Below are 25,311 nucleotides of genomic sequence, written 5' to 3'. Positions count from 1 at the left end.
TCACTTCCTCGGGTCGAAGGCATCGCGAGCGGACTCGCCGATGAACACCAGCAAACTCAACATCAACGCCAGCACCGCAAACGCGCTCATGCCCAGCCAGGGCGCTTGCAGGTTGGATTTGCCCTGGGCCACAAGCTCGCCCAGCGACGGACTGCCAGCCGGCAAGCCGAAGCCGAGGAAGTCCAGGGCGGTCAGCGTGCCGATGGCGCCGGTCAGGATGAACGGCATGAAGGTCATGGTCGAGACCATGGCGTTGGGCAGGATATGACGGAACATGATCGCGCCATTCTGCATGCCCAATGCCCGGGCTGCACGCACGTATTCAAGATTACGCCCACGCAGGAACTCGGCGCGCACCACGTCCACCAGGCTCATCCAGGAAAACAGCAGCATGATCCCCAGCAGCCACCAGAAGTTCGGCTGGACGAAGCTGGCGAGGATAATCAGCAGATACAGCACCGGCAACCCGGACCAGATCTCCAGGAAACGCTGCCCGGCCAGATCCACCCAGCCGCCGTAGAAACCCTGAAGCGCGCCGGCGATCACACCGATGAGCGAGCTGAGCAACGTCAGCGTCAGGGCAAACAACACGGAAATTCGGAAGCCGTAGATCACCCGCGCCAGCACGTCGCGGCCCTGGTCATCGGTGCCCAGCAGGTTATCGGCTGACGGTGGCGCGGGGGCCGGGACCTTCAAGTCGTAGTTGATGCTCTGGTAGCTGTAGGGAATCGGCGCCCACAGCACCCAGGCGTCCTTGGCCTTGAGCAGTTCGCGGATGTACGGGCTCTTGTAGTTGGCTTCCAGCGGGAATTCGCCGCCGAAGATGGTTTCCGGGTAGCGCTTGAGGGCAGGGAAGTACCAGCCGTTGTCGTAGTGCACCACCAGCGGCTTGTCGTTGGCGATCAACTCGGCGCCGAGGCTGGCGCCGAACAGGATCAGGAACAGCCACATCGACCACCAGCCACGTTTGTTGGCCTTGAACAGTTCGAAACGTCGGCGATTGAGAGGGGACAGGTTCATCTCAATGCTCCCGGCTTTCGAAGTCGATGCGCGGATCGACGAAGGTGTAGGTGAGGTCGCCGATCAGTTTCACCACCAGCCCCAGCAGGGTGAAGATGAACAGGGTTCCGAAGACCACCGGGTAATCGCGGTTGATCGCCGCTTCGAAACTCATCAGGCCCAGGCCGTCGAGGGAGAAGATCACCTCCACCAGCAACGAGCCGGTGAAGAAGATGCCGATGAACGCCGAGGGGAAACCGGCGATCACCAGCAGCATGGCGTTGCGAAACACATGCCCGTACAGAACCTTGTGATTGGTCAGGCCCTTGGCCTTGGCGGTGACCACGTACTGCTTGTTGATTTCATCGAGGAAGCTGTTTTTGGTCAGCAGGGTCATGGTCGCGAAGTTGCCGATCACCAAGGCGGTCACCGGAAGCGCCAGGTGCCAGAAGTAGTCGAGGATCTTGCCGCCCATGCTCAACTCGTCGAAGTTGTTCGAGGTCAGCCCGCGCAACGGGAACCAGTCCAGGTAACTGCCGCCGGCAAACACCACGATCAGCAGGATGGCGAACAGGAACGCCGGGATCGCGTAGCCGACGATGATTGCCGAACTGGTCCAGACGTCGAAGTGGCTGCCGTGCCGCGTGGCCTTGGCGATCCCCAGGGGGATCGACACCAGGTACATGATCAGGGTGCTCCACAGCCCGAGGGAGATCGACACCGGCATCTTTTCCTTGATCAGGTCGATGACCTTGGCGTCTCGAAAGAAGCTGTCGCCGAAATCCAGGGCGGCATAGTTCTTGACCATGATCCACAAGCGTTCCGGCGCCGATTTGTCGAAGCCGTACATGTGCTCGATTTCCTTGATCAGCGCCGGGTCCAGGCCTTGGGCGCCGCGGTAGGCGGAGCCTGCCACCGACACCTCGGCACCGCCACCGGCGATGCGGCTGGTGGCACCTTCGAAGCCCTCGAGCTTGGCGATCATCTGTTCCACGGGGCCACCGGGGGCCGCCTGGATGATCACGAAGTTGATCAGCAGGATGCCGAACAGTGTCGGGATGATCAGCAGCAGTCGCCGAAAAATATACGCCAGCATCTGATTACTCCGTGCCCGCAGGGTCGGCTTGCAATTTGGTTTCGATCTCTATGGCCGGTTTCGCATCGGGCTTGATCCACCAGGTGTTGATACCGATGTCATATTTAGGCGAGACCTTGGGGTGGCCGATGTGGTTCCAGTACGCCACGCGCCAAGTCTTGATGTGCCAGTTGGGGATGACGTAATAACCCCATTGCAGCACGCGGTCCAGTGCGCGGGCGTGGGCCACCAGGCTTTTGCGCGAATCGGCGTTAATCAATTGCTCCACCAACTGGTCCACCACCGGGTCCTTCAGGCCCATGGAGTTGCGGCTGCCGGGTTTGTCTGCGGCCGCGGTCATCCAGAACTCGCGCTGTTCGTTGCCCGGGGAGTTGGACTGCGGGAAGCTGCCGACGATCATGTCGAAGTCCCGCGAGCGCACACGGTTGACGTATTGCGAAACGTCGACCCGGCGGATCACCAGTTCGATGCCGAGGTCGCTCAGGTTGCGCTTGAATGGCAGCAGCACCCGTTCGAACTCGGTCTGGGCCAACAGGAATTCGATGCTTACCGGTTTGCCGGTGGCGTCGACCATCTTGTCGTCGACGATGCGCCAGCCGGCCTCTTGTAGCAGTTGGTAAGCCTTGCGTTGCTGGGTGCGGATCATGCCGCTGGCATCGGTCACGGGATTCTGGAACGCCTCGCTGAACACCTGCTCGGGAATCTTGCCGCGGAACGGATCGAGAATTGCCAACTGGTCGGCATCCGGCAAACCGGTGGCAGCCATTTCCGAGTTCTCGAAATAGCTGCGGGTCCTTGCGTAGGCACCGTTGAACAACTGCTTGTTGGTCCATTCGAAGTCCAGCAGCAGGGTCAGGGCCTGGCGCACGCGCACGTCCTGGAACAGCGGGCGGCGCAGGTTGAACACGAAGCCCTGCATGCCGGTGGGATTGCCGTTGGGGATCTGTTCCTTGATCAGCCGGCCTTCGGTCACTGCCGGGATATTGTAGGCGTTGGCCCAGTTCTTTGCGGTCATCTCAAGCCAGTAATCGAACTGCCCGGCCTTCAGGCCTTCCAGCGCCACCGTGTTGTCGCGATAGTAGTCGGTGGTCATCACGTCGAAGTTGTAGAAACCGCGGTTGATCGGCAAGTCCTTGCCCCAGTAATCCTTGACCCGTTCATAGCGCACCGAGCGCCCGGCCTTCACTTCGGTGACCTTGTACGGGCCGCTGCCGAGCGGGACTTCCAGGTTGCCCTTGTTGAAGTCGCGGCTCCCCCACCAGTGCTTGGGCAGCACCGGCAGCTGGCCGAGGATCAACGGCAATTCGCGGTTGTTGCTGTGCTTGAACTTGAACAGCACCGTGAGTGGATCTTCGGCGACCACGTCTTCGACGTCGCTGTAGTAGCCGCGAAACATCGGTGCGCCATCCTTGACCAGGGTCTGGAAGCTGAACACCACGTCTTCGGCGCGCACCGGATGACCATCATGGAAACGCGCTTCGGGTCGCAGGTAGAAACGCACCCAGTCGTTGTTAGGGGCTTTTTCGATCTTGCCGGCGATCAGGCCATATTCCGTGAAAGGCTCGTCCAGGCTCTGTCGGGCCAGGGTGTCGTAGATCAGGTCGATGTCGTTGGCCGCGACGCCCTTGCTGATGAACGGGTTGAGGCTGTCAAAGCCGCCGAAGCCGGCCTGGCGGAATTTTCCGCCCTTGGGGGCGTCCGGGTCGACGTAATCGAAATGCTTGAAGTCGGCCGGGTATTTCGGCGGTTCGTTGTACAGGGTCAGGGCATGTTGCGGGGCGGCGAAGGCCCATCCTGCGAACAACAGGGCGAGCAGGCCACTTGCGGATTTCATCGATCTTTCTCCGAAGATTTCAGCCACCACGCGCTCAGTCCCAGAGTGTAGGGCGGCGTCGTGACGAAGGCGAACCGGTTGCGGTACGCCAGGCGGTGATAATTGAGATACCAGTTGGGAATGATGTAGTGCTGCCACAACAACGTGCGGTCCAGCGCCTTGCCGGCGGCGACCTGTTCATCGCGGGTCTTGGCGGCGAGCAATTGTTCGAGCAGGTGGTCCACCACCGGGTTGGCAATGCCCGCGTAGTTCTTGCTGCCCTTGACCGTGGCCTGGCTGGAATGAAAGTACTGCCATTGCTCGAGGCCCGGGCTGAGGGTCTGGTTGAGGGTCATCAGGATCATGTCGAAATCGAACTGATCGAGGCGCTGCTTGTACTGTGCGCGATCGACCGTGCGCAGTTTGGCGTCGATGCCGATGCTGGCGAGATTCTCGACGTAGGGTTGCAGGATGCGTTCCAGGTTCGGGTTGACCAGCAGGATCTCCAGGCGCAGCGGTTGACCGGCCGCGTTTTGCAAGCGCTGGCCGTTGAGCTTCCAGCCGGCCTCGGCAAGCAGGGCCAAGGCCTTGCGCAGGGTGTCCCGGGGAATGCCACGGCCCGGGGTCTGCGGCAGGCTGAAAGGTTCGGTGAACAGCTTGGCTGGCAGTTGCTCGCGATACGGCTTGAGCAACAGCCATTCATGGCCGACCGGCAGCCCGCTGGCGGAGAACTCGCTGTTGGGGTAGTAACTCATGGCGCGTTGGTAGGCGCCGCTGAACAGCGTGCGGTTGGTCCACTCGAAGTCGAACATCAGGCCCAGTGCTTCACGAACCCTGGTCTCGGCGAACGTCGGGCGACGGCTGTTCATGAACAGGCCCTGGGTCTGGGTCGGGATCTGGTGCGGGATCTGCGCCTTGATTACCTCGCCGCGACGAATCGCCGGGAAGTTGTAGCCGGTGACCCAGTTCTTCGCCTGGTGCTCGATGTAGATGTCGAACTCGCCGGCCTTGAACGCTTCGAACGCCACGTCACTGTCACGGTAGAACTCGACTTCCATGCGGTCGAAATTGTATTTGCCGCGATTGACCGGCAGGTCCTTGCCCCAATAGTCCTTGACCCTTTCGAACACAATCTGCCGCCCTGGCGTGACCGAAGTGATGCGATACGGCCCGCTGCCCAGCGGTGGCTCGAAGGTGGTGGCCTTGAAGTCGCGACCTTTCCAGTAATGCTGCGGCAACACCGGCAACTCCCCCAGGCGCAGGATCAGCAGGGGATTTCCGGCACGCTTGAACACGAACCGTATGCGCTGCGGGCTGAGGATGTCGACCCGCGACACTTCCTGCAGGTTGGTGCGGTACTGCGGATGGCCTTCCTTGAGCAGCAGGCGGTAGGAGAATGCCACGTCATAGGCGGTGATCGGCGTGCCGTCGTGGAAGCGTGCTTGCGGGCGCAAGTTGAAGACTACCCAGCTGCGGTCCTCGCTGTATTCCACTGATTGGGCGATCAGGCCGTAACTGGAGGTCGGCTCGTCACCTAGCGGCGCGTATTGGCCGGTGCCGACCATCAGCGGCTCGTTGAGCTCGTTGATGCCGTACTGCAGGAAATTGGGTGTGGCAACCGGGCTTGTGCCCTTGAAGGTGTAGGGATTGAGCGTATCGAAGGTGCCAAATGCCATGACCCGCAACGTACCGCCCTTGGGCGCTTGCGGGTTGACCCAGTCGAAGTGGGTAAATCTGGCCGGGTACTTGAGCGTGCCGAACTGCGCATAACCATGGCTTTCGCTGATCGTCGCGCTTGCGGTGGAGCTCAAGGCCAGGCTGATCAGGAGCAGGAGGAGGGGACGCTTCAAATAAGGAATCCGATCCGGGCGGCTTGGGCATTATGGATCGTACAGTAACAGCTTGTATGGACAGGAAAAAGATCGCAGCCTGCGGCAGCTCCTACAGAGGAATGAGTTTCCCTGTAGGAGCTGCCGCAGGCTGCGATCTTTTCGGCATCACATCAATTTTTAATGCGGATTGGAAACCGTCAACATCTGCCCTGGCTTCAAGGCCTGGCCAACACGAGGATTCCAGCGCTTGAGGTGTTGCATTTCAACGTTGAAGCGCTTGGCTACCATGTACAGCGAATCGCCCCGTTGCACCTTGTACTGGGATTGCGACTTCTCGGCGTTGCTCTTGGACTTGGCTGCGACCACGGTATTGATGCGCCCCGAGTTACGCTTGCTGGTGTCTTGCATGACCAGCGTCTGGCCAGCCTTGAGATTCCTGCCGCTCAATTTGTTCCAGCGTTGCAGGTCCTTGACGTTGACATTGTTGGCCTTGGCTATGGAGCCCAGGTTGTCGCCGCGCTTGACCCGATAGCTACGCTTGACGCCCGCCAGCTGTGTATCGTCAGACCCTTCGAAAACCGGTTTGAGCTGTTTCTTGCTGATCAACTCTTCCGGGCGCATGGTCTGCAGGCTGGTAGTCAGCAGCTGTGCCTTGGAAGTGGGTACCAGCAAGTGCTGCGGGCCGTCGATGGTGGTGCGTTGCTTGAAGGCGGGGTTGAGCTGGAACAGCTCGTCTTCGTCGATGTTGGCCACCGCGGCGACCTTGGACAGGTCCATGCGCTGGTTGATTTCGACGACCTGGAAATACGGTTCGTTGGCGATCGGATTGAGGTTCACACCGTAGGCATCCGGCGCCATCACCACTTGCGAGAGTGCCAGCAACTTCGGCACATAGGCTTGGGTCTCGGCGGGCAGCGGCAGGTTCCAGTAATCGGTTGGCAGGCCGAGTCGCTCGTTGCGTTCGATGGCGCGGCTGACCGTGCCTTCACCGGCGTTGTACGCGGCCAGGGCCAGCAGCCAGTCACCGTTGAACATGTCGTGCAGGCGAGTCAGGTAGTCCATGGCCGCCGTGGTCGAGGCGGTGATGTCGCGACGGCCATCATAGAAACGGGTCTGGCGCAGGTTGAAGTAACGCCCGGTGGAGGGAATGAATTGCCACAAGCCCACCGCATTGGCGCGGGAATAGGCCATCGGGTTGTAGGCGCTTTCAATCACTGGCAGCAGCGCCAGTTCCAGCGGCATGTTTCGCTCTTCCAGGCGCTCGACGATGTAATGAATGTACAGGCTGCCACGGTCGCCGGCGTTTTCGAGGAAGGACGGATTGCTGGCGAACCACAGTCGTTGTTGCTCGATGCGCGGGTTGACACCCAGGCCGTCCTGCAGCTGGAAGCCCTGGCGCATACGCTCCCAGACATCCTGCGGGATCTGCGGGCTGGGCTTTTCGGTGAGGAAGACGGGTTTCTGTTTGGCGCGCGCGGCAATATTCGGTGCGTGTGCCGCATCGGTCTGCGGCACATGACTGGAACAGCCCGCCAATGTCGCGGACACAGCCACCGCTATGGCTTGCGCCAGGCGGGTCAGTGCGTCCGAATTGATGGCTTTGCGTATAGATGACGACATTGGCTGGAAGTAAGTTCCGGGCAAAAATGTCGGGCGATTCTAGAAAGCACGCCCTCTGCGGTCAACCTTTCAGAGATTTTGGACCATGGTACAAACTGTTCAAAAGGTATCTTTCCAGGCCCTTAGCGCAGCAAAAACCATATCGGGCGCGGAGTTATCGGTGCCGGTCCGTTCATCCGCTTTTTCTTTAACGGATGTTTCGCCGGAACGCAAAAACGGATTTGTACGTTTTTCCAGGGCCACCGTGGATGGCAGGGTGATGGCCCCGGCTTCTCGCTGACGGGTCACGCTGGCCAGGCGTTCGAGGGTATCGGCGTTGCCCGGTTCGACGGCAGCAGCGAAGCGCAAATTGCTCAGGGTGTACTCATGGGTGCAGTACACCCGGGTGTCTTCGGGAAGTGCGGCGAGGCGCGACAGCGAGGTGTACATTTGCTTGGGCGTGCCTTCGAACAGGCGCCCGCAACCTGCCGCGAACAGGGTGTCGCCACAGAACAGCAGGCCGGGGTGATAATAGGCAATGTGGCCCAGGGTATGACCGGGCACGGCAATGATCTCGAAGTCATGGCCCAGCACATTGATGCGATCGTTATCCTTGAGCGCGATGTCCCGCTTGGGGATGCTTTCGCTGGCAGGACCGTAGACGGTGGCGTCCGTCGCTTTCTTGAGCTGTTCGACGCCGCCGACATGGTCATGGTGATGGTGAGTGATCAAAATATCACTCAGGACCCAATCCGGATTGGCCGTGAGCCAGGCGTTTACCGGCGCGGCATCGCCCGGATCGACCACTGCACAGCGTCGGGTGTCGGGGTCTTGTAACAACCAGATGTAGTTGTCGGTGAAGGCGGGCAGGGCAGTGATCTGTATCATCGTCGGATTCGCCAAGCGGAAAACAATGGCGCATCTTAGAACTTCCTGGCGCGTTGGAGAATGCAATGACCGATAAAGCGTTCGCTCAAGCTGATCCCGACTGGCTGGCATTGATCAGCGCAGCACGTGACTGGCTGTCCGGCCCCCTCGGGCAATTCCTGCTGGATGAAGAACGGCGCATGCTCGAAGACGAGCTGGGGCGCTTCTTCGGTGGCTACCTGGTGCATTACGGGCCGTCGGCCCAGACACCGCCGTCGGCACCGCAGGTGCAGCGCAATGTGCGCCTGGGTGCGCCCTTGCCCGGGGTCGAGATCGTCTGCGAGGAACAGGCATGGCCGTTGAGTGAACATGCCGCCGATGTGGTGGTGCTGCAGCATGGGCTGGATTTCTGCCTGTCGCCCCACGGTTTGCTGCGCGAAGCAGCGAGCAGCGTGCGGCCCGGCGGGCATTTGCTGATTGTCGGCATCAACCCCTGGAGCACGTGGGGGCTGCGTCATGTGTTTGCCCATGACGGGTTGCGCAAGGCGCGCTGCATTTCCCCGTCGCGGGTGGCCGACTGGCTGAACCTGCTGGGCTTCGCGCTGGAGAAACGCCGCTTCGGGTGCTATCGTCCGCCGCTGGCTTCACCCACCTGGCAGACCCGTCTGGCCGGTTGGGAGCGTAAGGCCGGTGACTGGCAATTGTCCGGTGGCGGCTTCTATTTATTGGTGGCACGCAAGATCGTGGTCGGCCTGCGGCCTGTCCGTCAGGAGCGTCGCGAGCCGATGGGCAAGCTGATCCCGTTGCCGATGGCCAAGGTCAATCGCCGCAACATCGAACCGTGATATTTCCTTTTTCCGACCGGGGTTGCCCCGGTCCCGGGCGTCGTCGATCAACGATTGGCGGGCCACTGCATTTTCTGGATAGATTGGCATGAGCGATAGCGTAGAACTCTTCACCGATGGCGCCTGCAAGGGCAATCCTGGCCCTGGCGGCTGGGGCGCATTGCTGGTGTGCAAGGGCGTGGAGAAAGAACTGTGGGGCGGCGAAGCCAACACCACCAACAACCGCATGGAACTGATGGGCGCGATTCGCGGCCTGGAAGAGCTCAAACGTTCGTGCGATGTGTTGCTGGTGACTGACTCCCAGTACGTGATGAAGGGCATCAACGAGTGGATGGCCAACTGGAAAAAGCGCGGCTGGAAAACCGCAGCGAAAGAACCGGTTAAAAACGCCGACCTGTGGAAACTGCTCGACGAGCAGGTCAATCGCCATAACGTCACCTGGAAATGGGTGCGCGGACACATTGGCCATCACGGCAACGAACGGGCCGACCAACTGGCCAACCGTGGCGTGGATGAAGTGCGAGGCTTCAAACAGGCCTGATTTCGACGCCAACGACACACCGCGTCGCGGCCATCGCGAGCAGGCTCGCTCCCACATTTGATCTTCTTGAGCGCAAATCCTGCGCTCACCTGCGATCCAGTGTGGGAGCGAGCCTGCTCGCGATGGCCGCGACTCGGTATATCTGAAGACCCCGGCAAGCGTGTTAACATCCCCGCTTTTGCCCGATTGACCGATTGAGAGCTGAGCACCCGATGGCCACCAGATCCGTTGTACTCGATACCGAAACCACCGGCATGCCGGTGACCGACGGCCACCGGATTATCGAAATCGGTTGTGTCGAGTTGATCGGTCGACGCCTGACCGGCCGGCATTTTCACGTTTACCTGCAACCGGATCGCGAAAGTGACGAAGGCGCCATCGGCGTCCACGGCATCACCAATGAATTCCTGGTGGGCAAGCCGCGTTTCGCCGAGGTGGCCGAAGAATTCTTCGAGTTCATCAAGGGCGCGCAGCTGATCATCCATAACGCGGCGTTCGACGTTGGCTTCATCAACAACGAATTTGCCTTGATGGGCCAGCACGATCGTGCGGACATCACCCAGCACTGCTCGATCCTCGACACCCTGATGATGGCCCGGGAACGTCACCCGGGGCAGCGCAACAGCCTCGACGCTTTGTGCAAACGTTATGGCGTCGACAACTCCGGCCGTGAACTGCACGGCGCCTTGCTCGACTCCGAGATTTTGGCCGACGTCTACCTGACCATGACCGGCGGCCAGACCAGCCTGTCCCTGGCGGGTAATGCGTCGGATGGCAATGGCTCCGGTGAGGGCGCGGACAACTCCGCCACTGAAATCCGCCGCCTGCCGGCCGATCGCCAGCCAGCGCGCATCATTCGCGCCACTGAAGACGAGCTGGCCCAGCACATGGCACGCCTGGAAATCATCAGCAAATCCGCCGGTGGGCCGGCGCTTTGGTTGCAATTGGCTGAGGCCGAAGTGCAGGCATGACGCACCATGGATTTGTAGGAGCATGGCTTGCCCGCGATGGCGATCTCACGGACGCCATCGCGGGCAAGTCGGATCGCCGCACCGCTTGCTCCTACAAAGGATCGTTTCTCGCTACAAATAAGTGCAGCGACTGACCCGCTTCAGTGCATCGCACTCGCCACATCCGCTCCAACCCTCTACCCTGAGGTGATTGACAGGCTCTGGCCTGCCGCCTCAGGACACTGAGCCCCATGTATAAAGATCTGAAATTCCCGGTCCTGATCGTCCATCGCGACATCAAGGCCGACACCGTCGCTGGCGATCGCGTGCGGGGTATCGCCCGGGAACTGGAGCAGGAAGGTTTCAGTATCGTCTCGGCGATGGATTACACCGAAGGCCGGCTGGTCGCGTCGACCCATCACGGCCTCTCGTGCATGCTGATTGCGGCGGAAGACGCCAGCGCGCATTCGCATTTGTTACAGAATATGGCCGAGCTGATCGGGCTGGCGCGCGTGCGTGCGCCGGACCTGCCTATCTTCGCCCTGGGCGAACAAGTGACCCTGGAAAACGCGCCCGCCGATGCCATGGCCGAGCTCAACCAGTTGCGCGGCATTCTCTACCTGTTCGAAGACACCGTGCCTTTCCTCGCACGCCAGGTGGCGCGGGCCGCGCGCAAATACCTGGATGGCCTGCTGCCACCGTTCTTCAAGGCATTGGTGCAACACACCGCCGACTCCAACTATTCCTGGCACACCCCCGGTCACGGGGGAGGCGTGGCGTATCACAAGAGCCCGGTGGGGCAGGCGTTCCACCAGTTTTTCGGAGAAAACACCCTGCGTTCGGATCTTTCGGTCTCGGTGCCGGAACTGGGCTCGCTGCTGGATCACACCGGGCCCCTGGCAGAGGCGGAAGCGCGGGCGGCGCGAAACTTTGGCGCCGATCACACCTTCTTCGTGATCAACGGCACCTCGACGGCGAACAAGATTGTCTGGCACTCCATGGTCGCTCGCGACGACCTGGTGCTGGTGGACCGCAATTGCCACAAGTCGGTGTTGCATTCGATCATCATGACCGGTGCCATCCCCTTGTACCTGTGCCCGGAACGCAATGAACTGGGGATCATCGGGCCGATTCCGCTGAGTGAGTTCAGCCGCGAATCGATCCAGGCCAAGATCGACGCCAGTCCGTTGACCAAGGGCCGGGCGCCGAAGGTCAAGCTGGCGGTGGTGACCAATTCGACCTATGACGGACTCTGCTACAACGCCGAGCTGATCAAGCAGCAGTTGGGTAATAGCGTCGAGGTCTTGCACTTTGACGAGGCCTGGTACGCCTATGCGGCGTTCCATGAGTTTTTCGCCGGGCGCTACGGCATGGGCACGTCCCGCAGTGAAGACAGCCCGCTGGTGTTCACCACCCATTCCACGCACAAACTGCTGGCGGCGTTCAGCCAGGCGTCGATGATTCATGTGCAGGACGGTGGCGCCCGGCAGCTGGACCGTGACCGTTTCAACGAAGCCTTCATGATGCACATCTCTACGTCACCGCAGTACGGCATCATCGCTTCGCTGGACGTGGCGTCGGCGATGATGGAGGGCGGGGCCGGGCGTTCGCTGTTGCAGGAGATGTTCGACGAAGCCCTGAGCTTTCGCCGGGCGCTGGCCAATCTGCGCCAGCACATCGCCGCCGACGATTGGTGGTTTTCCATCTGGCAGCCGCCGTCGGTGGAAGGCATTAACCGGGTGGTGACCGAGGACTGGCTGCTGCAACCGGCGGATGACTGGCACGGCTTTGGCGAGGTCAGCGACGATTATGTCTTGCTCGATCCGATCAAGGTCAGTCTGGTGATGCCGGGCCTGACCGCAGGCGGTGCGCTCAGCGATCGCGGGATTCCGGCGGCCGTGGTCAGCAAGTTTCTCTGGGAGCGCGGGCTGGTGGTTGAAAAGACCGGGCTGTATTCGTTCCTGGTGTTGTTCTCGATGGGCATCACCAAGGGCAAGTGGAGCACGTTGCTGACTGAACTGCTGGAGTTCAAACGCAGCTATGACGCCAACGTCAGCCTGGCCAGCTGCCTGCCTTGCGTGGCGCAACAGCATGGCGCGCGCTATCAGGGCATGGGCTTGCGAGACTTGTGTGATCAGTTGCACGCCTGTTATCGCAGCAATGCCACGGCCAAACATCTCAAGCGGATGTACACGGTGCTGCCGCAAATCGCCATGAAGCCGGCTGACGCCTATGATCATCTGGTACGTGGCGAAGTCGAAGCCGTGTCGATCGATGCCCTGGAGGGGCGCATCGCTGCCGTCATGCTGGTGCCATACCCGCCGGGCATTCCGTTGATCATGCCCGGAGAGCGCTTTACCGAGGCGACCCGCTCGATCATCGACTACCTGGCGTTTGCTCGCACGTTCGACAGCAGCTTCCCGGGATTCGTCGCTGATGTGCACGGATTGCAACACGAAGACGAGGGCAATGGGCGGCACTACACCGTCGATTGCATCAAGGAATGAGGACCTTTCCCAGTATGCAACCGGTCATGAATCCGAATTACCCAGGGCTGTCGGTGCGCGTGGCCGACGAAGGCTTTGCCGCTTATATATGGGGCAGTGATTTCAGTTTTGAAGTCGCCGCCTATGGTGCTCCCGAAATTGGGCAGCCGGTGGAGCAGTGGCAGGTCACGCCCATCACCCCTTATCGCAAGTGTTATGGCATCGATCCGGAAGAGTTCAGCAGCTTTCGCGATGCCGCCGACAGTGCGATTTTCATGGCGTACCTGGACGACGAACCCGTTGGCCACCTGGTGATCAGCACCAACTGGAACGGTTTTGCCCATATCGACGAGTTGGCGGTGCATGCTCCGGCCAGGCGACACGGTGTGGCCAAGGCTTTGCTGGATGTGGCGCAGTTCTGGAGTCGCAAGAAGAAACTGCCCGGCGTCATGCTCGAAACCCAGAACAACAACCTGGGCGCCTGCCGACTTTACGAGCGTTGCGGCTACGTGATTGGTGGCATCGACCATCTGCGCTATCGGGGTATTGACCCCAACACCGCCGAAGTAGCGCTGTTCTGGTACCGATTGTTCGACAACCCGCTGGAAAATCCGATCAGTTCGCCAACATCACCGCGGCTTGTTCCGTGATGATCGCCAACAGCGCCTGGAGGGCAGGCGAGGGCTCGCCGTTCTTCAGGGTCAGGGCGTAGAGGGTGACCGGCACGGCGGGTGCCAGCGGGCAGGCATCGAGCCCGGCCGACTTGGCGCCCAGGGCGGTGAAGGGGTCGACAATGGCCAGACCTTCACCGGCCTCGACCATGCTGCGCATCATCTGGTGAGTTTGCACCCGGGTCTGTATGACCGGCGCCGGCCGCAGCCCATGCAGTTTGTTTTCCAGCGCCGGGCTGAGCGGATCATGGCCTTCAAGGCCGACCATCGCCTGGCCAGCCAGGTCCTGCAGCGAGATGTATTTCTGCTTGGGTTGCAGCCAGCCGTGGGGGGCGAGCAGTTGCAGCTTGCCTTGGGCGATCGGCTGGCAATGAATATCGGCGTGATCGGGATCATGCAGGCTCAGGCCCAGATCGCTTTCGCGCAGCAGCAGGCTGCGGACGATCTCGCGGGTAGGCTGGCTCAGGAGTGTGCAAGGCGCGTCGGGCAGGCGGCGGCGCAGCGCTGCGATGCTTTGCGGCAACAATTGCTGGGCCAGGGGCGGGGTGCAGATGAGGCGTAACGGCGGGGCCAGGTATTGCCTGAGGCTGCTGGCCAGGCGTTGCACCGGTTCGAGCGCATCGTAGACCCGGGTGATTTCGACCTGCAACGCCCGCGCCTCACGCGTGGCCTGCAAGCGTCCGCGAACGCTTGCGAACAGCATGAAACCCAACTGATCCTCAGCGTCGCGCAAAATGCGTTCGACTTCGGCCACCGGCAACTGCAGCCATTCGGCGGCGGTACCCAGGTGACCGGTCTGCAGGAGCGCCTGGATCACTTCGATATGGCGTAAGCGCATGCGTGAAGTCCATGTTCAGCAGGTGAAGGAGTCAGTGACTGAATCCTAACCCAAGTCTGCGCCTATGCCCTCTGCTCATAACATCGAGTTATGAAACGACGTTTACCGGTTCGCGGGTAATGGTCACGCCCGATTGCACCAGCATGAATTCGTTTTCATCGAGCTTGTTCACGCGATCGCCAATGGCCAGTTTGTAGGTGGTGACGGGCGTCCCGCCTGCGAAACCGTCTGCCGATGGCGTGGATTCCTGGAACTCATGTACGGAATAAATGCGGCCTTCCGTGTCTCTTGCATGGAACTGACCGACGAGTACTGCTGCCATCTGCTTAGAACCTCTGGAGATAAATCACTCAATGTGCGGTTGGATAGACCGCTACCGAGTACGGTAAGTTTTCCTACGAAAAAAAAATAGTTCAGGGCGCGAATATACCTGTGTTCATTGGCTGAACCGGCGCCTGATCATCTATAACTACTGGCTCCTCCCACGGACAATCGAGCGTCTTCCATGAGTAATGTCTATACCATCGCCGTAGTGGTCGGCAGCCTGCGCAAAGCATCGATCAACCGCAAGGTTGCCCTCGCGCTAGCGGACCTGGCGCCGGCCAATCTCAAGCTCAACATCGTCGAAATCGGCGATCTGCCGCTCTACAACGAAGACATCGATGGTGCTTCACCGCCGGCAGCCTACAGTACTTTCCGACAACAAGTCAGTTCATCCGACGCAGTGCTGTTCGTCACCCCTGAATACAACCGATCGGTACCTGCCCCGATGAAAAACGCCATTGACGTGGGTTCGCGCCCCTATGGCAAGAGTGCCTGGAGTGGCAAACCGGGTGCGGTGATCAGTGTTTCTCCAGGTGCGGTCGGTGGATTCGGTGCAAACCACCACTTGCGCCAGTCCATGGTGTTTCTCGATGTGCCGATGATGCAGCAACCGGAAGCCTACTTAAGTGGCGCCGGTTCCGCGTTCGACGAGGTGGGCAACCTGTCCGAGTCCGTCAGGCCGTTCCTGCAGAAGTTCATCGATGCCTACGGCAAGTGGGTCGAACAGCACAAAAAGCTTTGATGCTTCGGACTACTAACTGTTAGCCAATCGGCTACAGATCATGGTTTCCATTTCCGACAACCAGGCGGCGGTTTGCGTCGCCGCTGGTTGCGCGGTAACGCAATAACGCCGTCCGCCCCACGCCATGATGACCCAGGCATCGACGGTTGCCGCAGAGGGGGCTACTGGCAAGTCGCTGCAGGCGGCGAACGCTTCGCGCCATTTCTGCGACAGTTCGTCGAACACCCTTCGATGATGCTTGGGCTCGGCAATCTGGTGTTCGATGAGCAGCACCGCATGGTTGAACAAGGGCTGTTGCTCGTCGTCGGGGTTGCAGGTCAGGCCTATGAGGCGCTTGATCCGGGTCGGCCAGTCCAGGTCGTTGGCTTGTACAACAGCTTCATCGATGTGCCGTAACAAGGCATCCAGTCGATGCCGGATATAACCGGAAAGCAAAGCCTCCTTACTCGGGAAATAATCGTACAGCGTGCCGATCGCAACGCCTGCTTCGAGCGCCACTTCCCGGGTGGTCAAACCGGGCCAGCCATCGCGTCGCCAAATCCGAACAAAAGCCTGGTAAATCGCCTCAACGGTGAAAATCGCCCGGGCCTGACTCGGCCGCTTCAGCGGTTTTGCCCGGGGATTGATGCTGCCCTTGGTGTTTCCGAACCCGCTCTTCATCGGCTGCCATTACTCTGGTGCTACCCGCCACACTTTCGCAGCAGGAGACTGAGGGATGCAAAGTTCACTTACGGTAACACGGCTGATAACCCGTAAAAACGCCCTGGACCAAAGCCAGATCGAACAGGTGCAACGAAGCCTGATTCCGGCGGCGGGCGAGGTAATCTTGAAGATTGACCGCTGCGCGCTGACGACCAATAACATTACCTACGCCGCCTATGGCAATTCGATGAACTACTGGGGCTTTTTTCCTACAGGTTTGGCGGACTGGGGTCATGTCCCTGCCTGGGGCTTTGCCGATGTCGTGGCCTCGGACGTGCCTGGCATCAAGGTCGGGGAACGCTTCTACGGGTATTTCCCGATTGCCAGCCATCTGTGGATGCGTCCGGAACGGGTTACCGAACGTGGTTTCTACGACGGGGCCGAGCATCGACAAGGGTTGACCTCGGCCTACAACCAATACACCCGTTGCAGTTGGGATTCGTACTACAGCGCGGAAACCGAAAACCTGCAGATTTTGCTCAAACCGTTGTTCCTGACCTCTTCAATGCTCGCGGACTTTTTGCAGGACAAGCAGTTCTTCGGTGCCACTCGACTGGTGTTCTCCAGTGCTTCGAGCAAAACCGCCTACGGCACCGCGGTCTGCCTGGGCAATCATCCCGGCCTGGAGCGGGTGGCGTTGACCTCAGCCGGCAACAAAGCCTTTGTCGAGGCCCTTGGCTGTTACGAGCGAGCAGTGACTTATGCGGATTTGGCGAACCTGCCGAATGATCGTCCAACCCTGTATGTGGATTTTTCCGGCGACCTTGAATTGCGTGACCAGGTGCACCGGCATTTCGCCGGGCAGTTGGTCTACAGTTGTTTTGCCGGCTCGGCACAAAGCACCGATGAGGCCCGATTGACAGCCATCGAGGGCCCGCAACCGGTGTTCTTTTTTGCGCCGATCCAGATCCGCAAGCGCAATGCCGATTGGGGGCCGGAAGGGGTCAGTCAGCACATCGGCGAGGGTTTGCGGCAGTTTTTCCGCAAAGTCGCGGCCAATGAACCGCCGTTGCTGAAGGTGATGGAAAGTCAGGGTTATGAAGCGGCTCAGGCAGTTATTTCTTGCCTGTTCCATGGGCAGGTCGCGCCGGTGGAGGGGCATGTGATTCGGTTGTGATGGGGTGATGTTGTGGTGTTGTTGTTTTTTGGTGACTTTAGCGGTTCGGGCATTGTGGTTATCCATCCAGATCAAATCGACCCCATCGCGGGCAAGCCCGCTCCCACAGGATCTCTTTGCACCGAAGATCCCTGTGGGAGCGGGCTTGCCCGCGATGGGGCCAGTTCAGTCAGCAATGAAACTCAACTTTGCCCCGGCACATTCGGCCAAAGATCCGACACCAGAAACAAACGCTCCGCTTCTTCCCAATCACCGTGGGCATTTTCCGTCAGGCGCACCAGCAGTTGCGCTGGCGCCAGCGGTTCCAGATCGCTGAGCCAGGTCTCCAGCTGTTCAGCGTCCCAGGTCTGCTCGGCGGGGTAGTGCGCCGGGGCCAGCCAGGCATGGCGGGGCAGGGGTTGCCAGCGGCCGGGCGGACTCTGCGCGAAGAATTTCGTCCAGTCCTTTTGATGCAGCCAGCGCCCGCGCAAGTGCTGTGGATGCGCGCCATTGGGCATTGCGGCCTGCCCGGGCCATGGATAGAGCAAATAGCCGCCCAACCACAAATGCGCGCTGAACTGCCGGATATCCAGCGCCGCCAGCACTTCGCGGCTCTCCGGGCGCGCGGAGATCGGCAATTGGTGCTGGCTCAGGTGTGCCAGTTTGCGGTCCAGCCGATCGTGGCAACCCGGGCCGAGCCACTGCGCGGTGTCGTGTCCGTCGCCATTTTGTGGGCCGAGGTAAAGCTTGATCGCCAGTTCCAGGTGATGCACGCCGTCGCGATCGCGCAATAGCATGTCCAGCTCGCCCAGGGTGTGACCTTCGCGGCGGATCGGCATGTTGGCGGCAATCAACTCGATACCGGGCGCATGCTGCACGGCAAACTGCCAAAGCCGTTCATAATACAGGCCCAGGCGTCGGGTCCGGGCCTGAGCCAGCCAGTGCAGCAAGCCATAACTGTCCCGGTCGAGTTTTCGCAGCCAGGTTTCCAAGTGTTCCGGGGCCTGCACCCAGTCGCTGCCGGCCAGCGGATGACGTTGCGGCCAGGGCGTGGCGCTGAGCATCGGCGGGGCGAGGATGACCCACGCCAGATCACGCACTTCGGGGTGGCGCAACTGGTGGGGTAACTGCAGCAAATCTGGAAATAGGATCATCTTGCGAGCATAGCCCGAATCGTGAGGACACCTTGAGGCTGAAAGGATTTTGTCTATGCCGCGCTTTCACCCATAATCGTGCTTTTCGCCGTCGCTGAGCTTAGGGTCCCCATGGAGCAATTTCGCAATATCGGCATCATCGGACGCCTGGGCAGTTCCCAGGTGCTGGATACCGTCCGCCGACTGAAACGCTTTCTGCTCGATCGTCACCTGCACGTGATCCTCGAAGACACCATTGCCGAAGTCCTGCCGGGCCACGGCCTGCAGACCTCGTCGCGCAAGATGCTCGGTGAGGTCTGTGACATGGTCATCGTGGTCGGCGGTGATGGCAGTCTGCTTGGCGCTGCCCGTGCGCTGGCCAAGCACAATATCCCGGTGCTCGGCATCAACCGCGGTAGCCTGGGTTTTCTCACCGACATCCGCCCCGATGAGCTGGAAATCAAGGTCGCCGAAGTGCTCGATGGCCACTATCTGGTGGAAAACCGCTTTCTGCTGCAAGCGGAAGTGCGTCGCCACGCCGAAGCCATTGGCCAGGGCGATGCGCTGAACGATGTGGTGCTGCACCCCGGCAAGTCGACGCGCATGATCGAGTTCGAACTGTACATCGACGGCCAGTTCGTCTGCAGCCAGAAGGCCGACGGCCTGATCGTCTCCACGCCCACCGGCTCCACGGCCTATGCGCTCTCTGCCGGTGGCCCGATCATGCATCCCAAGCTCGACGCTATTGTGATTGTGCCGATGTACCCCCATACCTTGTCAGGCAGGCCGATTGTGGTCGATGGCAACAGTGAGCTGAAAATCGTCGTGTCCAAGGATATGCAGATTTACCCGCAAGTCTCGTGTGACGGGCAGAACCACTTTACCTGTGCGCCCGGCGACACCATCACCATCAGCAAGAAAGCCCAGAAGTTGCGGCTGATCCACCCGCTCGACCACAACTACTATGAAGTGTGCCGGACCAAGCTTGGTTGGGGCAGCAGGTTGGGTGGTGGAGGCGACTGATGCTCGATCCCGCGCGTAGCTACGACCTGATCGGTGACGTGCACGGTTGCGCTCTTACCCTTGAGCACTTGCTCGACCGGCTCGGTTATCACAAGCAAGCCGGCGTCTGGCGCCATGCCTCGCGCATGGCGGTGTTCGTCGGCGACATCATCGACCGCGGCCCACGGATTCGCGAGGCGCTGCACATCGTCCACGACATGGTCGAGGCCGGCCAGGCGCTGTGCATCATGGGTAACCATGAGTTCAACGCCCTGGGCTGGGTGACCCCGGCATTGCCCGGCAGCGGCAAGCAGTACGTGCGCGAGCACACCCCGCGCCATGCGCGCCTGTTGCATGAGACCTTGACCCAGTTCGAACACCATCCGGCGGACTGGCATGACTTCCAGCAGTGGTTCTATGAACTGCCGTTGTTTATCGATGCCGGGCGCTTCCGGGTGGTACATGCCTGTTGGGATGCCGGGTTGATCGAACCGCTGCGGGCATTGTTCCCCGATGGCTGCGTCGATGAGCACTTCCTCCAGTCCTCGGCCGTACCCGGCAGTTTCGCCTGCACGGTGTTCGACCGCCTGTTGCGCGGCACCGACATGCGCCTGCCCCATGGCCTGACCATGACCAGCGGCGACGGTCTGACACGCTCGTTCTTCCGTACCAAATTCTGGGAAGACGATCCGCAAACCTACGGAGACATCGTGTTCCAGCCCGACGCCTTGCCCGATCCGGTGGCCCGAACGCCACTGTCGTCAACCGAAAAAAACAACTTGCTGCGCTACGGCGCCGATGAGCCGTTGCTGTTCGTCGGCCATTATTGGCGCAGCGGCAAACCGGCGCCGATTCGCCCGAACCTGGCGTGCCTGGACTATAGTGCGGTGCTTTACGGAAAACTGGTGGCCTATCGACTGGACCAGGAAACCCGGCTCGACCCGCACAAGTTCGTCTGGGTCGATGTCGAGCGGCCGGAGGTGTTGCAATGAGCCGCGTCGCAGTGTTGCGCCTGCCGCTGGCGGTGGATCTGAGCGGTTTCGTCAAGCTGCTGCAACGCATGCAGGTGCCGCATCGGGTCAGCGAAGAAGCGGGCGAGCAGGTGCTCTGGGTGCCGGCCAACATCAGCGACGACGTGCGCGTGTTGTACGAACGCTATCCCGAAGGCGATCCGGAGCACAAACTCGACATTCCCATCGCACAGTCGACTCGCCGGCCGAACTTCGCCGATCAGGTTCGCCATGGCAAAGCCACTGCGGCGGTGCTGCTGCTGACCCTGGCCGTCGGCGCGCTGACGCTGCTGGGCGATAACCTGAGCACCCTGCGCTGGCTGACGTTTCTCGATTTTCGCGTGGTCGGCGAGTACATCCATTTCGTGCCACTGGCCGACAGCCTGGCGGCGGGGCAGTGGTGGCGCCTGGTGACCCCGATGCTGATTCACTTCGGCATCCTGCACCTGGCTATGAACGGCATGTGGTATTGGGAGCTGGGGCGACGTATCGAATCGCGCCAGGGCAGTATCAACCTCATCGGCCTGACCCTGTTGTTCAGCCTCGTGTCCAACTATGCCCAGTTCGTGTTCAGCGGGCCGACCCTGTTCGGCGGGTTGTCCGGGGTGCTGTACGGCCTGCTCGGGCACTGCTGGATTTTTCAGGTTTTGTCACCCAACAGCGCCTATCGCCTGCCCCGTGGGGTGTTGGCGATGATGCTGATATGGCTGCTGCTGTGCCTGTCCGGGCTGGTCTCGATGATCGGCTTCGGCGAAATTGCCAACGCGGCCCACGTCGGCGGGCTGCTCGTCGGATGCTTGACCGGTTTGTTGGGTGGTTTGTACAACCGCCGTAAACTGGCCGCCTAAAACTGTTATGTGATTCAAAGAGCGCGGAGACCCAATGTCCTCTTTTAACGAAATGATCAAGAACATCACCCCGGATATCTACCAAAGCCTGAAACTGGCGGTGGAAATCGGTAAATGGTCCGACGGTGGCAAGCTCACCGCCGATCAACGCGAACTGTCGCTGCAAGCGATGATCGCCTGGGAAATCAACAACCTGCCTGAAGAAGAGCGTACTGGCTACATGGGCCCGCAGGAATGCAGCTCCAAATCGATCCAAGTGCCCAATATCCTGTTCAAGTCGGATGCCATCCATTGATCGAGATTGGCCGCGGTTCAATTAGCAAAATGTCGGCGCGCCTGGACGGGCCGAACGTGCAATATGCCTTTCGCCTGGGCGACGTCGAGGTTCCGGTCAATCCATTGATCGGCACCACGGTGCGCCTGGAATACCTGGGGGCGATCCACTGCACCCATTGCGGGCGCAAGACCAAAACCAGTTTCAGCCAGGGTTACTGCTATCCGTGCATGACCAAGCTGGCCCAGTGTGACGTGTGCATCATGAGCCCGGAACGCTGCCATTTCGACGCCGGCACCTGCCGGGAGCCGGAGTGGGGCCAGACGTTCTGCATGACCGATCACATCGTTTACCTGTCGAATTCCTCCGGGGTGAAAGTCGGGATCACCCGCGCCACCCAGCTGCCGACCCGCTGGATCGACCAGGGCGCCAGCCAGGCGTTGCCGATCATGCGCGTTGCGACCCGCCAGCAATCGGGCTTCGTCGAAGACCTGTTTCGTAGCCAGGTGGCGGACAAGACCAATTGGCGTGCCTTGCTCAAGGGCGATGCGGTATCGGTGGATTTGCCACAGATCCGGGATCAGTTGTTCGACAGCTGCGCCGAGGGCCTGCAAGGCTTGCAGGAACGATTTGGCCTACAGGCGATCCAGACTATTGCCGACGTCGAACCGCTGGAAATCCGCTTTCCGGTCGAGCAGTATCCGGCGAAAATCGTCAGCTTCAACCTGGACAAGAACCCGATTGCCGAAGGCACGCTGATGGGGATCAAGGGCCAATACCTGATTTTCGACACCGGCGTGATCAACATTCGTAAATACACGGCTTATCAGCTCGCCGTGCATAGTTAAGGACTCCAGCATGCGCACCGAACAACCGAAGATGATCTACCTCAAGGACTATCAGGCGCCCGAGTACCTGATCGACGAAACGCACCTGACCTTCGAGTTGTTCGAGGACCACAGCCTGGTCCATGCGCAACTGGTGATGCGCCGCAATCCCGAGCGCGGCCCGGGCCTGCCGCCGCTGGTGCTCGATGGCCAGCAGCTGGAATTGCTGTCGGTGAACTTGGCCGATCGCGAGCTGGGCATCGCTGACTACCAGCTGACCGAGAATCACCTGACCCTGCAGCCGACCAGCACTACATTCACGGTCGATACCAGCGTCAGGATCCACCCGGAAACCAACACCGCGCTGGAAGGCCTGTACAAGTCCGGCACGATGTTCTGCACCCAGTGCGAGGCCGAAGGCTTCCGCAAGATCACCTATTACCTCGACCGTCCGGACGTGATGAGCACGTTCACCACCACGGTGGTCGCCGAGCAGCACAGCTACCCGGTGCTGCTGTCCAACGGCAACCCGATTGCCTCAGGTCCTGGCGAAGACGGCCGGCACTGGGCGACCTGGGAAGACCCGTTCAAGAAACCGGCGTACCTGTTTGCGCTGGTGGCCGGTGATTTGTGGTGCTTCGAAGACAGCTTCACCACCATGACCGAACGCAATGTAGCGCTGCGCATTTATGTCGAGCCGGAAAACATCGACAAGTGCCAGCACGCCATGAACAGCCTGAAGAAATCCATGCGCTGGGATGAAGAGGTCTACGGTCGCGAGTACGACCTGGACATCTTCATGATCGTTGCCGTGAACGACTTCAACATGGGCGCCATGGAGAACAAGGGGCTCAACATCTTCAACTCCAGCGCCGTGCTGGCGAAGGCCGAAACCGCCACCGACGCCGCGCACCAGCGGGTCGAGGCCATCGTTGCCCACGAGTATTTCCACAACTGGTCGGGCAACCGCGTGACCTGCCGCGACTGGTTCCAGTTGTCGCTCAAGGAAGGCTTCACGGTGTTCCGCGATTCCGGCTTCTCCGCCGACATGAACTCGGCGACGGTCAAGCGCATCCAGGACGTAGCCTACCTGCGTACCCACCAGTTTGCCGAAGACGCCGGCCCCATGGCTCACGCGGTACGTCCGGACAGCTTCATCGAGATCTCCAACTTCTACACCCTGACCGTGTACGAAAAGGGTTCGGAAGTGGTCGGCATGATCCACACCCTGCTCGGCGCCGAAGGCTTCCGTAAGGGCAGCGACCTGTATTTCGAACGCCATGACGGCCAGGCCGTGACCTGCGATGACTTCATCAAGGCCATGGAAGATGCCAATGGTGTCGACCTGACCCAGTTCAAGCGCTGGTACAGCCAGGCCGGTACACCTCGTTTGGCGGTCAGCGAGTCTTATGACGCCGCCGCGAAAACCTACAGCCTGACCTTCCGCCAGAGCTGTCCGCCAACCCCGGACAAGGTTGAAAAACTGCCGTTCGTGATTCCGGTCGAACTCGGCCTGCTCGATAGCCAGGGCGGTGAAATTGCCCTGCGTCTTGCCGGTGAAGCGTCGGCACAAGGGACTTCCCGGGTCCTTTCGGTGACCGAAGCCGAGCAGACGTTCACCTTCGTCGACATCGCCGAACAGCCGCTGCCGTCGTTGCTGCGCGGTTTCTCGGCGCCGGTGAAGCTGAGCTTCCCGTACAACCGCGACCAACTGATGTTCCTGATGCAGCACGACAGCGACGGTTTCAATCGTTGGGATGCCGGTCAGCAACTGTCGGTGCAGGTGCTGCAGGAACTGATCGCCCAGCAGCAAAAGGGTGAAGCGCTGGTGCTGGATCAGCGTCTGGTTTCGGCCTTGCGTACCGTGCTGTCCGACGAGACGCTGGATCAGGCGATGGTCGCCGAAATGCTCTCGCTGCCAAGCGAAGCGTACCTGACGGAAATCAGCGAAGTGGCCGATGTCGAGGCGATTCACACCGCCCGCGAGTTTGCCCGCAAGCAACTGGCCGATGCGTTGTTCGAAGGCTTGTGGCTGCGTTACCAGGCCAACCGCGAGCTGTCGAAGCAGACCCCCTACGTGGCCGAAGCCGAGCATTTCGCCCGTCGCGCCTTGCAGAATATCGCGCTGTCGTACCTGATGCTCAGCGGCAAACCTGAAGTCCTGGCGGCGACGCTGGAACAGTTCGATGCCTGCGACAACATGACCGAACGCCTGACTGCGCTCGCCGTGTTGGTCAACTCGCCGTTCGAACAGCAGAAAGCCAAGGCCCTGGCCAGCTTCGCCGAGCACTTCAAGGACAACCCGCTGGTCATGGACCAGTGGTTCAGCGTCCAGGCCGGCAGTGTGCTGCCGGGTGGCCTGGATCGGGTCAAGGCATTGATGCAGCACCCGGCGTTCAACATCAAGAACCCGAACAAGGTGCGGGCGCTGATCGGCGCGTTCGCCGGGCAGAATCTGGTCAACTTCCATGCGGCGGATGGCTCCGGGTATCGCTTCCTGGCGGATCTGGTGATCGAGTTGAATGGCTTCAATCCGCAGATTGCTTCCCGGCAGTTGGCGCCTTTGACGCGCTGGCGCAAATACGATGATGCTCGTCAGGCGTTGATGAAAGGGGAGTTGGAGCGGATTCGGGGTTCGGGGCAATTGTCGAGTGATGTGTTTGAGGTGGTCAGCAAGAGCCTGGCTTGATCCTCGGTTTGGTCTTGGACTTGGCGGCCTTTGGGCCGACCAGGTTCTTGGTGGATTGAGTACATATCCGTTGCTGCGGTAACGGCGGCTTATGGTTTCGCCCTTACGGCGACTCACTTTGAAAAGC

Annotated in this window: 23 protein-coding genes; 13 read left to right on the top strand and 10 right to left on the bottom strand. The window is 60.4% G+C overall.

Annotated elements, in window-relative coordinates:
* From PMI35_RS10500 to gloB, 6 genes are all read right to left on the bottom strand, one after another.
* A complete protein-coding gene (locus PMI35_RS10500) occupies positions 1 to 1,020 on the bottom strand; it encodes an ABC transporter permease (RefSeq protein ID WP_008062277.1) in 1,020 nt (339 codons plus the stop codon).
* 1 nt (position 1,021) lies between these two features.
* On the bottom strand, positions 1,022 to 2,095 hold the full coding sequence (locus PMI35_RS10505) for a microcin C ABC transporter permease YejB (RefSeq protein ID WP_008062276.1): 1,074 nt from the start codon (positions 2,093 to 2,095) through the stop codon (positions 1,022 to 1,024).
* A gap of 4 nt (positions 2,096 to 2,099) precedes the next feature.
* Entirely contained in the window at positions 2,100 to 3,929 is a 1,830-nt protein-coding gene (locus PMI35_RS10510; protein ID WP_008062275.1) for an extracellular solute-binding protein, read from the bottom strand.
* Positions 3,926 to 5,740, bottom strand: a complete 1,815-nt coding sequence (locus tag PMI35_RS10515) for an extracellular solute-binding protein (RefSeq protein ID WP_443217065.1) — start codon at positions 5,738 to 5,740, stop codon at positions 3,926 to 3,928. Before PMI35_RS10515 ends, PMI35_RS10510 begins: the two co-directional genes overlap by 4 nt.
* 177 nt (positions 5,741 to 5,917) lie before the next feature.
* Positions 5,918 to 7,360 carry a transglycosylase SLT domain-containing protein gene (locus PMI35_RS10520; RefSeq protein WP_008062273.1) on the bottom strand — a complete coding sequence of 481 codons (1,443 nt, stop codon included), beginning with the start codon at positions 7,358 to 7,360 and terminating at the stop codon, positions 5,918 to 5,920.
* A gap of 99 nt (positions 7,361 to 7,459) precedes the next feature.
* Positions 7,460 to 8,227 carry a hydroxyacylglutathione hydrolase gene (gloB, locus tag PMI35_RS10525; RefSeq protein WP_008062272.1) on the bottom strand — a complete coding sequence of 256 codons (768 nt, stop codon included), beginning with the start codon at positions 8,225 to 8,227 and terminating at the stop codon, positions 7,460 to 7,462.
* A gap of 65 nt (positions 8,228 to 8,292) precedes the next feature.
* Here gloB and PMI35_RS10530 point away from each other — a divergent pair, with 65 nt between their 5' ends.
* The 5 genes from PMI35_RS10530 (at position 8,293) to PMI35_RS10550 (ending at position 13,678) form a co-directional block, all read left to right on the top strand.
* Positions 8,293 to 9,051 carry a class I SAM-dependent methyltransferase gene (locus PMI35_RS10530; protein WP_008062271.1) on the top strand — a complete coding sequence of 253 codons (759 nt, stop codon included), beginning with the start codon at positions 8,293 to 8,295 and terminating at the stop codon, positions 9,049 to 9,051.
* 88 nt (positions 9,052 to 9,139) lie between these two features.
* On the top strand, positions 9,140 to 9,592 hold the full coding sequence (rnhA, locus tag PMI35_RS10535) for a ribonuclease HI (RefSeq protein ID WP_008062270.1): 453 nt from the start codon (positions 9,140 to 9,142) through the stop codon (positions 9,590 to 9,592).
* Positions 9,593 to 9,804: 212 nt separating this feature from the next.
* Positions 9,805 to 10,563, top strand: a complete 759-nt coding sequence (dnaQ, locus tag PMI35_RS10540) for a DNA polymerase III subunit epsilon (protein WP_008062264.1) — start codon at positions 9,805 to 9,807, stop codon at positions 10,561 to 10,563.
* Between the two features lie 230 nt (positions 10,564 to 10,793).
* A complete protein-coding gene (locus PMI35_RS10545; protein ID WP_008062263.1) occupies positions 10,794 to 13,049 on the top strand; it encodes an Orn/Lys/Arg decarboxylase N-terminal domain-containing protein in 2,256 nt (751 codons plus the stop codon).
* A gap of 14 nt (positions 13,050 to 13,063) precedes the next feature.
* Positions 13,064 to 13,678 (top strand): GNAT family N-acetyltransferase, encoded by a 615-nt coding sequence (locus PMI35_RS10550; protein ID WP_008062262.1) that lies wholly within the window; start codon positions 13,064 to 13,066, stop codon positions 13,676 to 13,678.
* On the opposite strand, the gene PMI35_RS10555 is transcribed toward PMI35_RS10550, so the two are convergent.
* Entirely contained in the window at positions 13,644 to 14,537 is an 894-nt protein-coding gene (locus PMI35_RS10555; protein WP_008062261.1) for a LysR family transcriptional regulator, read from the bottom strand. The two genes, PMI35_RS10550 and PMI35_RS10555, sit on opposite strands and share 35 nt — an antisense overlap.
* 88 nt (positions 14,538 to 14,625) lie before the next feature.
* Complete coding sequence (locus PMI35_RS10560) at positions 14,626 to 14,859, bottom strand: hypothetical protein (RefSeq protein WP_008062260.1); 234 nt, start codon at positions 14,857 to 14,859, stop codon at positions 14,626 to 14,628.
* Between the two features lie 183 nt (positions 14,860 to 15,042).
* On the opposite strand from PMI35_RS10560, the gene PMI35_RS10565 reads away from it, so the two are divergent.
* Positions 15,043 to 15,603 carry an NADPH-dependent FMN reductase gene (locus PMI35_RS10565; protein WP_008062259.1) on the top strand — a complete coding sequence of 187 codons (561 nt, stop codon included), beginning with the start codon at positions 15,043 to 15,045 and terminating at the stop codon, positions 15,601 to 15,603.
* Between the two features lie 12 nt (positions 15,604 to 15,615).
* Here PMI35_RS10565 and PMI35_RS10570 read toward each other — a convergent pair whose 3' ends face one another.
* Positions 15,616 to 16,263 carry a TetR/AcrR family transcriptional regulator gene (locus PMI35_RS10570; protein WP_008062257.1) on the bottom strand — a complete coding sequence of 216 codons (648 nt, stop codon included), beginning with the start codon at positions 16,261 to 16,263 and terminating at the stop codon, positions 15,616 to 15,618.
* Between the two features lie 55 nt (positions 16,264 to 16,318).
* Between PMI35_RS10570 and PMI35_RS10575 the strand changes: the two genes are divergently transcribed.
* Positions 16,319 to 17,422 (top strand): DUF2855 family protein, encoded by a 1,104-nt coding sequence (locus tag PMI35_RS10575; RefSeq protein ID WP_008062255.1) that lies wholly within the window; start codon positions 16,319 to 16,321, stop codon positions 17,420 to 17,422.
* A 182-nt stretch (positions 17,423 to 17,604) separates the two neighbouring features.
* Here PMI35_RS10575 and PMI35_RS10580 read toward each other — a convergent pair whose 3' ends face one another.
* A complete protein-coding gene (locus PMI35_RS10580) occupies positions 17,605 to 18,555 on the bottom strand; it encodes a DUF1853 family protein (RefSeq protein WP_008062253.1) in 951 nt (316 codons plus the stop codon).
* A 111-nt stretch (positions 18,556 to 18,666) separates the two neighbouring features.
* On the opposite strand from PMI35_RS10580, the gene PMI35_RS10585 reads away from it, so the two are divergent.
* Genes PMI35_RS10585 through pepN form a run of 6 tightly spaced genes read left to right on the top strand, consistent with a single transcriptional unit; the run spans position 18,667 to position 25,184 of the window.
* Positions 18,667 to 19,557 carry an NAD(+) kinase gene (locus tag PMI35_RS10585; protein WP_008062251.1) on the top strand — a complete coding sequence of 297 codons (891 nt, stop codon included), beginning with the start codon at positions 18,667 to 18,669 and terminating at the stop codon, positions 19,555 to 19,557.
* Entirely contained in the window at positions 19,554 to 20,528 is a 975-nt protein-coding gene (locus tag PMI35_RS10590) for a metallophosphoesterase (RefSeq protein WP_442967316.1), read from the top strand. The genes PMI35_RS10585 and PMI35_RS10590 overlap by 4 nt, the downstream gene beginning before the upstream one ends.
* Positions 20,525 to 21,394 carry a rhomboid family intramembrane serine protease gene (locus PMI35_RS10595; RefSeq protein WP_008062248.1) on the top strand — a complete coding sequence of 290 codons (870 nt, stop codon included), beginning with the start codon at positions 20,525 to 20,527 and terminating at the stop codon, positions 21,392 to 21,394. The genes PMI35_RS10590 and PMI35_RS10595 overlap by 4 nt, the downstream gene beginning before the upstream one ends.
* Before the next feature lie 34 nt (positions 21,395 to 21,428).
* A complete protein-coding gene (locus PMI35_RS10600) occupies positions 21,429 to 21,689 on the top strand; it encodes a YeaC family protein (RefSeq protein ID WP_008062247.1) in 261 nt (86 codons plus the stop codon).
* On the top strand, positions 21,686 to 22,516 hold the full coding sequence (locus PMI35_RS10605; RefSeq protein WP_008062246.1) for a DUF2797 domain-containing protein: 831 nt from the start codon (positions 21,686 to 21,688) through the stop codon (positions 22,514 to 22,516). The genes PMI35_RS10600 and PMI35_RS10605 overlap by 4 nt, the downstream gene beginning before the upstream one ends.
* A gap of 10 nt (positions 22,517 to 22,526) precedes the next feature.
* Positions 22,527 to 25,184: an aminopeptidase N gene (gene pepN / locus PMI35_RS10610; protein WP_008062244.1), complete on the top strand. Its 2,658-nt coding sequence runs from the start codon at positions 22,527 to 22,529 to the stop codon at positions 25,182 to 25,184.
* Positions 25,185 to 25,311: the final 127 nt, after the last annotated feature.

It is taken from the genome of Pseudomonas sp. GM78, assembly GCF_000282475.1.
Classification (GTDB): Bacteria; Pseudomonadota; Gammaproteobacteria; order Pseudomonadales; family Pseudomonadaceae; genus Aquipseudomonas.
This window is presented reverse-complemented; position numbering and strand designations above follow the sequence as displayed.